13 protein-coding genes are annotated in these 13,988 nt (G+C 58.4%); all 13 read right to left on the bottom strand.

From position 1 onward, the window contains the following. A partial coding sequence (gene hisG / locus PHT20_RS09770; protein WP_301020378.1) for an ATP phosphoribosyltransferase occupies positions 1 to 365 on the bottom strand: 365 nt, incomplete at its 3' end. 84 nt (positions 366 to 449) lie between these two features. Further along, positions 450 to 1,724, bottom strand: a complete 1,275-nt coding sequence (gene murA / locus PHT20_RS09765; RefSeq protein ID WP_301020377.1) for a UDP-N-acetylglucosamine 1-carboxyvinyltransferase — start codon at positions 1,722 to 1,724, stop codon at positions 450 to 452. 3 nt (positions 1,725 to 1,727) lie between these two features. Beyond that, entirely contained in the window at positions 1,728 to 1,970 is a 243-nt protein-coding gene (locus tag PHT20_RS09760) for a BolA family protein (protein WP_301020376.1), read from the bottom strand. A gap of 81 nt (positions 1,971 to 2,051) precedes the next feature. Beyond that, positions 2,052 to 2,807 carry an ABC transporter permease gene (locus PHT20_RS09755; protein WP_301020375.1) on the bottom strand — a complete coding sequence of 252 codons (756 nt, stop codon included), beginning with the start codon at positions 2,805 to 2,807 and terminating at the stop codon, positions 2,052 to 2,054. After that, positions 2,804 to 3,745 (bottom strand): ABC transporter ATP-binding protein, encoded by a 942-nt coding sequence (locus PHT20_RS09750; protein WP_301020381.1) that lies wholly within the window; start codon positions 3,743 to 3,745, stop codon positions 2,804 to 2,806. Before PHT20_RS09750 ends, PHT20_RS09755 begins: the two co-directional genes overlap by 4 nt. Before the next feature lie 23 nt (positions 3,746 to 3,768). Next, positions 3,769 to 4,041 carry an STAS domain-containing protein gene (locus tag PHT20_RS09745; protein ID WP_301020374.1) on the bottom strand — a complete coding sequence of 91 codons (273 nt, stop codon included), beginning with the start codon at positions 4,039 to 4,041 and terminating at the stop codon, positions 3,769 to 3,771. A gap of 2 nt (positions 4,042 to 4,043) precedes the next feature. Next, entirely contained in the window at positions 4,044 to 4,700 is a 657-nt protein-coding gene (locus PHT20_RS09740; RefSeq protein WP_301020373.1) for a phospholipid-binding protein MlaC, read from the bottom strand. 19 nt (positions 4,701 to 4,719) lie between these two features. Continuing rightward, positions 4,720 to 5,397 carry a VacJ family lipoprotein gene (locus PHT20_RS09735; protein ID WP_301020380.1) on the bottom strand — a complete coding sequence of 226 codons (678 nt, stop codon included), beginning with the start codon at positions 5,395 to 5,397 and terminating at the stop codon, positions 4,720 to 4,722. Positions 5,398 to 5,468: 71 nt separating this feature from the next. Next, the gene (mlaD, locus tag PHT20_RS09730) at positions 5,469 to 5,963 is read right to left on the bottom strand and encodes an outer membrane lipid asymmetry maintenance protein MlaD (RefSeq protein WP_300087054.1); all 495 of its coding nucleotides are present in this window, start codon (positions 5,961 to 5,963) and stop codon (positions 5,469 to 5,471) included. 70 nt (positions 5,964 to 6,033) lie between these two features. Further along, on the bottom strand, positions 6,034 to 6,816 hold the full coding sequence (mlaE, locus tag PHT20_RS09725) for a lipid asymmetry maintenance ABC transporter permease subunit MlaE (protein WP_300087051.1): 783 nt from the start codon (positions 6,814 to 6,816) through the stop codon (positions 6,034 to 6,036). Further along, positions 6,813 to 7,631: an ABC transporter ATP-binding protein gene (locus PHT20_RS09720; protein ID WP_301020372.1), complete on the bottom strand. Its 819-nt coding sequence runs from the start codon at positions 7,629 to 7,631 to the stop codon at positions 6,813 to 6,815. Before PHT20_RS09720 ends, mlaE begins: the two co-directional genes overlap by 4 nt. 71 nt (positions 7,632 to 7,702) lie before the next feature. Continuing rightward, positions 7,703 to 9,169: a glutamate synthase subunit beta gene (locus PHT20_RS09715; protein ID WP_301020371.1), complete on the bottom strand. Its 1,467-nt coding sequence runs from the start codon at positions 9,167 to 9,169 to the stop codon at positions 7,703 to 7,705. A gap of 59 nt (positions 9,170 to 9,228) precedes the next feature. Further along, positions 9,229 to 13,962 (bottom strand): glutamate synthase-related protein, encoded by a 4,734-nt coding sequence (locus PHT20_RS09710; protein ID WP_301020370.1) that lies wholly within the window; start codon positions 13,960 to 13,962, stop codon positions 9,229 to 9,231. Between the last annotated feature and the right edge of the window lie 26 nt (positions 13,963 to 13,988).

Raw genomic sequence — 13,988 nt, 5'->3', positions numbered from 1 at the left:
ACGTATTTGGTCGCCACGGTCAGGCGCGAGCCTTTTTTGACCATGTTGGCATAGTCAAAACCTGAGCGCACCGCCACGCTGATGCGGCATTTGGCAATTTGCAAATCCAGCGGTTGGTACAAGCCCTGGCTACCGTGCTCCAGCAACGTGTCTTTGCCGGTGATGCCCATGTCGGCCCCGCCGTACTGCACGTAGGTGGGCACATCGGTGGCGCGCACCACCAGCACCCGCACATTGGGCTGGTTGGTGGTCAAAATCAGCTTGCGTGAGGTTTCGGGGTCTTCCAGCACCTCAATCCCGGCCGCTTTGAGCAGCGGCAAGGTTTCTTCAAAGATTCGTCCCTTGGACAATGCAATAGTGATCATTTGGGCCTCTAGAGCTTATGGATGTTGCGTAAGCAGCTATGAAATTAATATATACAATGGCAAGACTTGGGGTGGGCAGCGGGTCTATTTAAGCCGCTCAATGTCTGCACCCAAACCCTGCAGCTTGGCTTCCATCTGGTCATAACCTCGATCCAGGTGGTAAATGCGGTCGACCCGGGTCTCGCCTTGCGCCACCAAACCGGCAATCACCAGGCTGGCCGAGGCGCGCAAGTCGGTGGCCATGACGGTGGCGCCCGACAAATTGGGCACGCCTTCCACCACAGACACTTTCCCGTCGATCTGAATCTTGGCACCCAAGCGCACCAACTCATTGACGTGCATGAAACGGTTCTCAAAAATGGTTTCGGTCACCTTGGCCGTGCCCTGCGCCACCGTGTTAAGCGCCATGAACTGAGCTTGCATGTCGGTCGGGAAACCTGGGTATTCGGTGGTGCGAAAGCTCTGCGCCTTCAACTGCCCCGCGCCCGCCGACTGCACCCTGATGCCGTTGGCCTCCAAAGTGACCGCGGCACCGGCATCGCGCAGCTTTTCCACCACAGCCTCTAGGTGCTCCATGCGCGCATGCTGCACCAGCACATCGCCGCCAGTCGCCGCCACCGCACACAAAAAAGTACCCGCTTCAATGCGGTCAGCCACCACCTGATGGGAGCAGCCGTGCAAGCGCTCCACCCCTTGAATGCGAATGCGGCTTGTGCCGTGCCCTTCAATGCGCGCACCCATTTTGATCAGCAGCTCGGCCAGGTCGGGAATTTCAGGCTCTTGGGCCGCGTTTTCCAAAATGGTTTCGCCTTCTGCCAGGGCGGCGGCCATCAAAAAGTTTTCGGTGCCGGTGACGGTGACCATGTCGGTGGCAATGCGCGCACCCTTCAAGCGCGTGCGCCCGGCGGGCAGGGTGGCCACCATGTAGCCGTGCTCCACCGAAATCTCGGCACCCATGGCACACAAGCCTTTGATGTGTTGGTCAACCGGGCGCGAGCCAATGGCACAACCGCCCGGCAACGAGACTTTGGCATGGCCAAAACGCGCCAGCAGGGGCCCGAGCACCAGCACCGAAGCGCGCATGGTCTTGACCAGCTCATATGGCGCTTCAGGGTTCAGGCTGGCTGGCGCCTGCAGACTGAGGCCGCCACGCTCGCCATGGGTTTGGGTTTGCACACCCATGTGATCGAGCAGCTTGCGCATGGTGGCCACGTCTTGCAGCCGTGGCACATTGAGCAAATGCACCGGCTCTTCGGTCAGCAGCGCTGCGCACAGCTCTGGCAATGCGGCATTTTTGGCACCTGAAACGGCAACCGTGCCGTGCAGCATGCGCCCGCCGCGAATGAGTAATTTGTCCATGTCTTACACCGCTTGCGCCGCCCACTCTGCCGGGGTGAAGGCTTTGATGGACAAGGCGTGGATTTCATCGGTTTTCATTTTGTCGCCCAGGCAGGCATACACGCGCTGATGCCGGGCAATGGGGCGCTTGCCTTCAAATTCAGCCGAGACAATGGTGGTGTACCAGTGGCGGCCATCGCCCTCAAGGGTGATGTGGTCGCACGCCAACTGGCTGGCAATGAGGTTTTTGATGTGATCTGCGTTCATATAGTCAAGTGACCCGCGGGTCTTGCGGTCTAAAAAGGGGGTGAGCTGAAAACATGTGGGCAGGCGGCACGCCAGCCCGTTCTAGGTGCGGATTTTGTACCCACTGCGCAACAAGGCATATGCCCACACGCCCACAGCCACTGTGGCACTGGTCACCATGGCCAGGCTGAGCCAAGGCGAGATGTCGCTGGCGCCAAAAAAACCGTAGCGAAAACCGTCAATCATGTAAAAAAATGGGTTGAGGTGGCTCACCGTTTGCCAAAAAGGGGGCAGTGAGTGGATGGAGTAAAACACGCCGCTCAAAAACGTCATAGGCATCACCACAAAGTTTTGAAACGCTGCCATTTGGTCAAATTTTTCAGACCACAACCCGGCCACCACGCCCAAAGCCCCCATCAACGCTGCACCCAGCAAAGCAAAGCTCAACGCCCACAAGGGGTGCGCAAGCGGCGGTACCGCAAACAGCAGCGACACCCCCAGCACGCCCAGCCCCACCACCAGCCCGCGCACCAGGGCTGCCCCCACATAGGCCACAAACCAGTGCCAGGCCGACAAGGGCGTGAGCAACAAAAACACCAGGTTGCCCATGACCTTGCTGGCAATCAACGACGACGAGCTGTTGGCAAAGGCGTTTTGCAGCAGGCTCATCATGGCCAAGCCGGGTACCAGAAAAGCGGTGTAGCTCACGTTATCGTAGACCTTGACGTGTGACTCAAGCGCCTGGCCAAACACCAGCAGGTAGAGCATGGCGGTCAAAATCGGCCCGGTGATGGTTTGCGCCGCCACCCGCACGAAGCGCAGCACTTCTTTGTAAAGCAACATCTGCCAGCCGGTCATGGCAAGCTCCTTTGAAGGCGGTCGGGGTGCTGGTGCATCACCTGCAAAAACACATCTTCCAGGTCAGGGCGGCGAATTTCAATGTCGCTCACGGTCAAGGCGGCTTGGCGCAGCTGCGTCAAATAAAACTCTACCGCCCGCGCGTCCGCCGCTGGCAACTGCACCACCCGGCCAGTGACGCGCGCAATGGCTGCCAATTCGGGGGGTAAATCGCCATCGACCGTGCAACGCAGCACATTGCCCGAGGCCGAACTCAACAGCGCACTGGTGCTGTCGAGCGCCACCACCTGGCCGCTTTTCAGCATGGCAATGCGGTTGCACAAAGCCTCGGCCTCTTCCAGGTAGTGGGTGGTTAACAGCACGGTGTGCCCCTGTTTGTTGAGCTTGGCAATGAAATGCCACAGGGTTTGGCGCAGTTCCACATCCACCCCGGCGGTGGGTTCATCCAGTACGATGACAGGCGGCTTGTGCACCAGCGCCAGCCCCACCAGCAAGCGGCGTTTCATGCCGCCGGAGAGGGTACGCATGTTGGACTTGGCCTTGTCAGCCAGACCCAAACTGTCCAGCAACTCATCGATCCAGGCATCGTTGTGGCGCACACCAAAGTAGCCCGACTGAAACACCAGCGCCTCGCGCACGTTAAAGAACGGGTCAAACACCAGCTCTTGCGGCACCACACCCAGGGCGCGCCGGGCGGCAGCAAAGTCGGTTTGCACATCGTGCCCCATCACCCGGGCTCGGCCTGAGGTGGCTTTGGCCAAACCTGCCAGCAAGGTGATCAGCGTGGTTTTACCGGCACCGTTGGGGCCGAGCAGGCCAAAAAATTCACCCTGAGCCACGTCAAGGCTGACCGCATCCAGCGCTAAAAATGAACGCGCCTTGGCCGTGCCAGGCAAGGGATAGCTTTTGCTGATGTTCTCAAAAGAAATAGCAGGCACACGGCCAGTGGCTTGGGCTGGCATCAGTTAGCAGCAGGTAACAATGCATCAATGCCGTAGACCCGCGCCAAATCATTCAAACGCGTGGGCAAGGCTTGCAGCACCAGTTTTTTGCCAACCCGCTGGGCTTGGGCAGACAACTCCAGCAACACCGCCAAGGCCGTAGAGTCAAAGCGTTGCAGCGCCACCGCATTGACCGTGACCGTGGTCTCAGCAGTGGCTTGCAGCGCCTGCAGCAGCTCTGCCAAGCAGGTCTTGGCCGTGTGGTGCATCAGGGTGGCGGGCAGTTGGAGCATGGTTATTTTTTGGCCGAAGTATCGCTTTTGGCCGCATTGGATTTGTTGCGCTCGGTTAGCGTGGTGATCAAACCATCCACGCCTTTGGCATTGATTTCCTGGGCAAACTGGCTGCGGTAAGTGTCTACCAGCCACACGCCCAAGACGTTGAGGTTGAAAATTTTCCAGCCCGCAGCGCCATCACCAGCAGATTTTTCCAGCCGGTAATCAAGCTGAATGGGGTCGCCACGGCCTTTGATCAGGGTGCGCACAATGACTTCTTTGTCTTCAGGCGCAGCGCGCAGCGGTTTCACACTGAAGGTAAGGTTTTTGGCTTGGCTGATGGCACCTGCATAGGTGCGTACCAGCAAGGTTTTGAACTCAGCTTCAAGGCGTTTGCGCTGCTCGGGCGTGGCTTGACGCCAGCCGGGACCCACCGCTGAGGCCGTCATGCGCTGAAAATTCAGGTAAGGCATGACGCGGGTGTCAAGCAGTTGCATCAGGTGATCAACATCACCGGCTTGCACCGCTTTGTCGGTTTGAATGATGTCAAGCGCTTCTTTGGTCAGGCGGTCAACCAGGGCGTCAGGTGCCTCTTCAGCCGCCCAAGCGGGCACCGCTAAAAACGACACGCTGGCGGCCAGTGCCAGCACACATTGGTTGAATAAACGACGGTTCATGGAACTCCCTTGTTAAAAATTACTGCGCAGACTGTGCAGGCAGTTCAGGCTCATCAGGCGGGTTGCCGTCGTACACCTGGTTGCGACGACGTTGCAAAAAAGCGTCACGGGTGAAGGTGTAAGGGTCAAGCGCCACTTGGTCAAGTATGTCGGTGGCACCGAGCAAATTGGCACGGCGGTCCAGCAAATTCAAACCGGTGGCCGAGTTGCGCGCCGGCACATCACTGACATTGGAGACCAAATTACCTTGAGCATCTACCGGCAACGCGGCGGTGTCACGCACGGTTGACGGCCCGAGCAGCGGCAGCACCAGGTAGGGGCCTGCGCCCACACCCCAGTAGCCTAAAGTTTGGCCAAAGTCTTCGGTGTAGCGCTCAATGCGCATCTCGGTGGCAATGTCAAGCACCCCGCCCAAGCCCAAAAACGTATTCACGCCAAAACGTACCAGGCTGTTGGCCGCAGGCTCGGCTTTGAGCTGCAAGGCGTTGTTGACAAACGACCAGGCGTCTTGCAGGTTATTGAAAAAATTGTGCACGCCGGTGCGCACGGGTTGCGGCAGCACATCTTTGTAAACCGTGGCCACAGGTTTGATGACGGCACGGTCAACCGCGTCATTGAACTGGTAAACGCCCCGGTTCCACGGCTCTATCGGGTCGCGCGGGTTGGCATTGGGGCCGGTGGCACAGCCCGAGGCCATGACCACCACGCACAAAGTAGCAGCCGAAAATAGGCGTTTGAGCCCACCGTTAAAGCATGCACTGCTCATATTTATTTTCCCTGAGAGTTGTTGGATGCGGGTGAAGCCGCAGGGTCTGAAGCCTTGCTGTACAAAAACTGGCTGATCAAGTTCTCCAGCACCACGGCCGACTGCGTGCTGCTGATCACGTCGCCAGCGCTGAGGTTTTTATCGTCCGCACCGGCTTCAATGCCTAAGTATTGGTCGCCCAACAAGCCGCTGGTCAAAATTTTCAGCGAGCTGTCTTTGGGGAAGTTGTAGCGGGTCTCAAGTGCCAAGGTGACCTTGGCCTGAAACGACTTGTCATCAAACACAATGTTTTCCACCCGGCCCACTACCACGCCTGCGCTTTTGACCGCTGCTTTGGGTTTGAGCCCGCCAATGTTGTCAAATTTGGCGGCAACCGAGTAGGTTTTTTGAAAACTCAGGCTCAGCAAGTTGGCCGATTGCAAGGCCAAAAACAACAGAGCCACCGCACCAATCACCACAAACAAGCCTACCCAGACATCAATTTTTGAGCGTTGCATCAACTTTCCTTTTCACATGGCGTCACAAACCAGGCGCACCTTTTGGAGCGTTAGCTTGTGCCACAAATTTCTAAATCGTAAACATCATGGCGGTCAGGATAAAGTCCAGACCCAGCACAGTCAGTGAGGCCATCACAACGGTGCGGGTGGTGGCCTTGGCCACCCCTTCAGGAGTGGCTTGCGCGTTGTAACCTTGTAGCAGGGCAATGAACGTGACCGCCACACCAAACACAAAGCTTTTCACCACGCCGTTGCCAATGTCCTTGAACACGTCCACGCCTCCTTGAATCTGGCTCCAAAACGCACCACCATCCACCCCAATCATCAACACACCCACCACCCAGCCGCCAATCACCCCCATGGCGCTGAACACTGCGGCGAGCAGCGGCATGGTGAAAATGCCCGCCCAAAAGCGTGGTGCCAACACCCGTTGCACCGGGTCAACGGCCATCATCTCCATCACGCTGATTTGCTCACCGGCTTTCATCAGGCCAATCTCTGCCGTCAAAGACGTGCCGGCTCGCCCGGCAAACAGCAAGGCAGTGACCACCGGGCCGAGTTCGCGCACCAGGCTCAAGGTCACCAGCAAGCCCAAAGCCTCGGCCGAGCCATAGCGCTTGAGCGCGTAATAGCCCTGCAAGCCAAACACAAACCCGACAAACAAACCCGCCACGCCAATGATGGGCAGTGAGTAATTGCCTAAGAAATGCACCTGGTCACGCGTCAGCGCATTGCGCCTGAGGGCGTAGCCCAGCGTCAACCACAAGCGGCCAAATAGCCGGGCGGCAAACCCCATGTGGTCAAGCTGGCGCCGCACACTCAGGCCAATGGCTGCAGGGTGAAACCAGCTCATGACACCACCTCAACCGAAAAATCTTGCGCCACGCTCACGCCGGGGTAGTGAAAATGCACCGGACCCTCTGGCAGGGCGTGGACATATTGGTACACCAGGGGGTCAGTGCTGTGGCGCACCTCGTCGGGGGTGCCCTGGCAGGCAATCTTGCCGTTGGCCAAAATGATCACCTGGTCGGCAATGGCAAAGGTTTGCTCCAGGTCGTGCGAGACAAAAATGCTGGTCAGCCCCATAGCGTCGTTGAGTTCACGAATCAAACGCGCTGCAGTCCCCAAAGAAATGGGGTCTAGCCCGGCAAAGGGTTCGTCGTACATCACCAGCTCCGGGTCAAGCGCTATGGCACGTGCCAGCGCCACACGGCGCGCCATGCCACCGCTCAAGTCACTGGGCATCAACTCACGGGCGCCGCGCAAGCCGACGGCATTGAGCTTCATCAGCACCACGTTGCGAATCAGCACCTCGGGCAACTGAGTGTGCTCGCGCAGCGGAAAGGCCACGTTCTCAAACACATTCATGTCGGCAAACAAGGCCCCAAACTGAAACAGCATGCCCATGCGCCGACGCACTGCATACAGCTCGGGCTGGGTCATGGGGGTGATGTCTTGACCGTCAAACAACATCTGTCCACGCTGTGCCTGCACCTGCCCGCCAATGAGCCGCAACACCGTGGTTTTGCCACCGCCCGAGGCGCCCATGAGCGCGGTGACTTTGCCGCGTGGAAGGGTCAGGTTGATGTCGTCCAGGATCAAGCGGTCGCCATAGCCAAAGCTAAGGTGACTGAGTTCAACCAGGGAGTTTGATGTGGGTAAGGCCATAAATAGAAAGACCGGTGAAAGAACTGTCAAAGTTCTCGCCCGGCCTGTCAATCATAAGCGATGAGGTGCTTTTACCTTGGCAGGTCGCTGAAACCCATCAAAAACTCATCCACAGCACGCGCCGCTTGGCGGCCTTCACGAATGGCCCAGACCACCAAGCTTTGGCCACGGCGCATGTCACCGGCAGCAAACACTTTGGCGACATTGGTGGCGTAACCGCCGGTGAAGTCGGTGCTGGCACGGGCGTTGCCGCGGGCATCTTTGTCAATGCCAAAAGCATCCAGCACCGAAGCCACTGGGTTGACAAAGCCCATGGCCAGCAGCACCAGGTCAGCTTTGACCTCTTTCTCGGTGCCCGGAATTTCAACCATCTTGCCGTCTTTGAGCTCAATGTGCACGGTCTTCAGCCCTGTGACCTTGCCTTTTTCGCCAACAAATTCTTTGGTAGAAATGGCAAATTCGCGCACACAACCTTCGTCGTGGCTGGAACTGGTACGCAGCTTCATGGGCCAGTAAGGCCAGGTCAGGGGGCGATTTTCTTCAGCTGGGGGCTCTGGCATGACCTCAAACTGCGTCACGCTGACTGCACCATGGCGGTTGCTGGTGCCAACACAGTCGCTGCCGGTGTCGCCGCCACCGATCACAATGACATGCTTGCCATCAGCACGCAACTGGCCTTTGAGCTTGTCACCGGCATTGATCTTGTTTTGCTGGGGCAAAAATTCCATGGCGAAGTGGATGCCTTCCAGGTTGCGCCCTGGCACCGGCAGGTCTCGGCTTTGTTCGGAGCCGCCAGTCAACAACACCGCATCAAAGTCCGCTTGCAGCTGCGCGGCTGACACGGTTTCTTTGGCCCAGTTGGTGACCTTGCTGCCCTTGGGTAGCTCGCCCACCAGCACGCCGGTGCGAATGGTCACGCCCTCGGCCTTGAGCTGCTCAACACGGCGGTCAATGTGGGTTTTTTCCATCTTGAAGTCTGGAATGCCATAGCGCAGCAGGCCACCCACACGGTCATTTTTCTCAAACAGCGTCACATCGTGGCCTGCGCGCGCCAGTTGCTGCGATGCGGCCAGCCCGGCCGGACCCGAGCCCACCACCGCCACTTTTTTACCAGTTTTGATTTTGGCGGGCTGTGGTTTGACCCAGCCGTGCTCCCAAGCACGGTCAATGATGGCGTGCTCAATGCTCTTGATGCCCACCGGCAGTTGGTTCACATTGAGCGTGCACGCTGCTTCGCACGGCGCTGGACAAATGCGCCCGGTGAATTCTGGAAAGTTGTTGGTGCTGTGCAGCACATCAATGGCCGTCTTCCAATCGGCGTGGTAAACCAAGTCGTTGAAGTCTGGAATGATGTTGTTGACCGGGCAGCCGTTGTTGCAAAACGGCGTGCCGCAGTCCATGCAGCGCGCCGCTTGCGTGCTGGCGGCCTGGTCATCGAGACCAATCACAAACTCTTTGTAATTTTTCAAGCGCTCAGGCACGGGTTTGTAGCCTTCTTCAATGCGCTCGTATTCCATGAAACCGGTGACTTTTCCCATGATGTTTCCTATCTGTCTAAACGTCTATGACGGGTTAAAGGGGCCAACTTGCAACTGCCTTAGCGGCTCAAGCTAGCTTCTTTTTTTGTAGCTGCTTGTGCACGTTCTACCTGCGCTAGGGCCCCTTTTTTTGCATGCATTTCGCCCAGTGCGCGTTTGTACTCGTTGGGGAAAACCTTGACGAACTTGGCACGTGCGGTGTCCCAGTTGTCCAGCAGCTCGCGGGCGCGGCGGCTACCGGTCCAGCGGTTGTGGTCTTCCAGCAGTTTTTTCAGCTGTGCCTCGTCGCTTTGCCCCCGGTGCCACAGGCTTTCTTTGACCGATTCTTTTTGCTCGGCCGTGGTCAACACTTTCTCAAGCGAGACCATGGCGGTGTTGCAGCGTTTGGCAAACTTGCCATCTTCGTCATACACATAGGCCACGCCGCCGCTCATGCCAGCTGCAAAATTGCGCCCGGTGGCACCCAGCACGGCCACGGTGCCGCCGGTCATGTATTCACAGCCGTGGTCACCCGTGCCCTCAACGACCGCAGTGGCACCAGACAGGCGCACCGCAAAACGCTCACCGGCCACGCCGCTGAAATAGGCCTCACCGCTGGTGGCGCCAAACATCACGGTGTTGCCCACAATGGTGTTTTTGATGGCGTCACCGCGGAAGTCAATGCTGGGGCGAACCACCACGCGGCCACCGCTCAAGCCTTTGCCGGTGTAGTCGTTGGCATCGCCAATCAAATACAGCGTGATGCCTTTGCACAAAAATGCGCCAAACGACTGACCACCCGTGCCTTCAAGCTGGATGCGGATGGTGTCGTCAGGCAAACCCTCGGGGTGCACTTGCGTCACCGCGCCAGAGAGCATGGCGCCCACCGAGCGGTTGACGTTGCGCGCCACCTCGATGAACTGCACGCGTTCGCCACGGTCAATGGCGGGGCGGCTTTTCTCGATGAGTTTGTTGTCCAGCGCTTTGTGCAAACCGTGGTCTTGAAATTCGGTTTGGAAACGGGGAACATCGGCACCCACATTAGGCTGGGCAAACAAGCGGCTGAAGTTCAGGCCTTGCGCTTTCCAATGGCTCAAGCCAGCGCGCATGTCGAGCAAGTCAGCACGGCCAATGAGCTCATCAAAGGTGCGAATGCCCAGCTGCGCCATGATCTGGCGGGCTTCTTCGGCGATGAAGAAGAAGTAGTTCACCACATGCTCGGGCTTGCCAGAGAATTTTTTGCGCAGCACGGGGTCTTGCGTGGCCACGCCCACCGGGCAGGTGTTGAGGTGGCACTTGCGCATCATGATGCAGCCTTCCACCACCAGCGGTGCGGTGGCGAAGCCAAACTCATCGGCACCCAGCATGGCGCCAATGACCACGTCGCGGCCAGTTTTCATTTGGCCGTCGGTCTGCACCCGAATGCGGCTGCGCAGGCGGTTGAGCACCAGGGTTTGCTGGGTTTCGGCCAGACCAATTTCCCATGGGCTGCCACAGTGCTTGATGGACGACCAGGGCGAGGCACCAGTGCCGCCGTCGTGCCCGGCAATCACCACGTGGTCGGCCTTGCACTTGGCCACGCCCGCGGCAATGGTGCCGACCCCAATTTCAGACACCAGCTTGACGCTGATGCTGGCTTTGGGCGCGACGTTTTTCAGGTCGTGAATCAATTGCGCCAAGTCTTCAATCGAGTAGATGTCGTGGTGCGGCGGCGGCGAGATCAAGCCCACACCGGGCACTGAGAAACGCAGTTTGCCAATGTAGTCACTCACCTTGGCGCCGGGCAGTTGGCCGCCCTCGCCTGGCTTGGCACCTTGCGCCATCTTGATCTGAATTTGATCCGCACTGCCCAAATACTCGGCGGTGACACCAAAGCGGCCCGAGGCGACTTGTTTGATCTTGGAGCGCATGGAGTCGCCGTCTTGCAAGGCGTAATCGACTTCAAACAGGTCTTTGCCCAGCAGGTCAGACATGGTTTGACCCTGCTTGATCGGGATGCCTTTGAGCTCGTTGCGGTAGCGCAAGGGGTCTTCACCACCCTCACCGGTGTTGCTCTTGCCGCCGATGCGGTTCATGGCCACAGCCAGCGTGGCATGCGCTTCGGTGCTGATGGAGCCCAGCGACATGGCGCCGGTGGCAAAACGCTTAACGATTTCCTTGGCTGACTCGACCTCGTCAATCGGAATGGCTTTGCTGGGGTCAATCTTGAACTCGAACAAGCCGCGCAGCGTCATGTGGCGCTTGTTTTGGTCGTTGATGATCTGGGCGTATTCCTTGTAGGTGTTCCAGTTGTTGGCACGGGTGCTGTGCTGCAGCTTGGCAATGGCATCAGGCGTCCACATGTGCTCTTCACCACGGGCGCGCCAGGCATACTCACCGCCAGTGTCCAGACGATTGGCCAGCACCGGGTCTTCGCCAAAGGCTGCCTTGTGCATGCGCAATGCTTCCTCGGCAATCTCAAACACGCCAATACCTTCCACCTTGCTGGGCGTGCCGGTGAAGTATTTGGCAATGGTGTCGCTGTTCAGGCCAATGGCCTCAAACAACTGCGCGCCGCAGTAGCTCATGTAGGTGCTGACACCCATTTTGGACATGATCTTGGAGAGTCCCTTGCCGACCGCTTTGACATAGTTGTAAATGGCTTTGTCGGCGCTCAGGTCGCCAGGCAGGTCTTGGCAGATGCTGGCCAGGGTTTCCATGGCCAGGTAGGGGTGAATGGCTTCGGCACCATAGCCTGCCAGCACACCAAAGTGGTGCACCTCGCGCGCGGTGCCGGTCTCGACCACCAGACCGGCGGTGGTGCGCAAGCCCTCGCGCACCAGATGTTGGTGAATGGCAGACAAGGCCAACAGTGCGGGGATGGCCACCTGGGTGGCGCTGATGGCGCGGTCGCTGATGATCAAAATGTTGTGGCCGCTCTTGATGGCGTCAACGGCCTCGGCGCACAACGATGCCAGCTTGGCTTCCACCCCTTCACGCCCCCAGGTCAGCGGGTAGGTGATGTCCAGGGTGTAACTGCGGAATTTGCCGTGGGTGTGTTTGGCAATGTCGCGCAGCTTGGCCATGTCGGCAAAGTCCAGCACTGGCTGGCTGACTTCCAGGCGCATCGGCGGATTCACCTGGTTGATGTCGAGCAGGTTGGGCTTGGGGCCAATGAAGCTGTTCAAGCTCATCACAATGGCTTCGCGGATCGGGTCAATCGGCGGATTCGTCACTTGCGCGAACAACTGCTTGAAGTAGTTGTAAAGCGGTTTGTTTTTGTCAGAGAGCACGGCCAGCGGGCTGTCGTTGCCCATCGAGCCAATGGCTTCTTCGCCGTTGGCAGCCATGGGCGCAATCAAAAACTTCAGGTCTTCCTGGGTAAAGCCAAAGGCTTGCTGGCGGTCGAGCAGCGTGCCGGTGGACTCTGCGGCACTGGCAGGCTCGCCGCCACCTTGCACGTCGTCGAGGCGAATGCGCAGGTTCTCAATCCATTGCTTGTAGGGTTTAGCGTTGGCCAGCCCGGCTTTGAGCTCGTCGTCATCGACCATGCGGCCTTGTTCCAGGTCGATCATGAACATCTTGCCGGGTTGCAGGCGCCATTTGCGCACAATCTTGCTCTCGGGGAAAGGCAACACGCCGGACTCGGAGGCCATCACCACCAAATCATCGTCGGTGATGCAGTAGCGTGACGGACGCAGACCATTGCGGTCGAGCGTGGCACCAATTTGGCGGCCATCGGTGAACACGATGCTGGCCGGGCCGTCCCACGGCTCCAGCATGGCTGCGTGGTATTCATAGAAGGCGCGGCGGCGCTCGTCCATGGTGGTGTGCTGCTCCCATGGCTCGGGAATCATCATCATCACGGCCTGGCTGATGGGGTAGCCGGCCATGGTGAGCAACTCCAGGCAGTTGTCAAAGGTGGCGGTGTCTGACTGGGTGGGGAAGCTGATGGGGTAAAGCTTTTGCAAGTCTGCGCCCAGCACCGGTGAACTCATCACGCCTTCGCGCGCCTTCATCCAGTTGTAGTTGCCTTTGACGGTGTTGATTTCGCCGTTGTGCGCCACATAGCGGTAGGGGTGTGCCAATGGCCATTCTGGGAAGGTGTTGGTGGAAAAGCGCTGGTGCACCAAACCCAGTGCCGACACGCAGCGTGGGTCTTGCAAATCAAGGTAATAGGTGCCCACCTGGTCGGCCAGCAGCAGACCTTTGTAAATGACCGTGCGGCTGCTCATGCTGGGCACGTAATATTCTTTGCTGTGCTTGAGCTTGAGCGCCTGAATGTGGGCGCTGGCGGTTTTGCGGATCACATACAGCTTGCGCTCCAGCGCGTCTTGGACGATGACGTCGTTGCCACGGCCAATGAAGATTTGCTTCAGCACGGGTTCTTTTTTGCGCACGTTGGGTGACATCGGCATGTCACGGTCTACCGGCACATCGCGCCAGCCCAGCAGTACCTGGCCTTCAGCCTTGACGGCGCGCTCCAGCTCTTGCTCGCAGGCTTGCCGGCTGGCACTTTCTTTGGGTAAAAACACCATGCCCACGCCGTATTCGCCGGGCGGCGGCAAGGTGATGCCTTGGGCAGACATTTCTTCACGGTACAGCGCATCAGGCAGCTGGATCAAAATGCCCGCGCCGTCGCCCATCAGCTTGTCAGCGCCCACCGCACCCCGGTGGTCGAGATTTTCTAGAATTTTGAGCGCGTTTTTGACGATGTCGTGCGACTTCTGACCCTTGATGTGGGCCACAAAACCGACCCCGCAAGCGTCATGCTCTTGAGATGCTGAATACAAACCATGTTGCTGGAGATGGGTAATCTCGGCTGCTGTTGTCATGCGCGCTCCTAAAAAATGGCAGATAA

The organism is Rhodoferax sp. (assembly GCF_028715765.1).
In the GTDB taxonomy this organism is placed as follows: Bacteria; Pseudomonadota; Gammaproteobacteria; order Burkholderiales; family Burkholderiaceae_C; genus Rhodoferax.
This window is presented reverse-complemented; position numbering and strand designations above follow the sequence as displayed.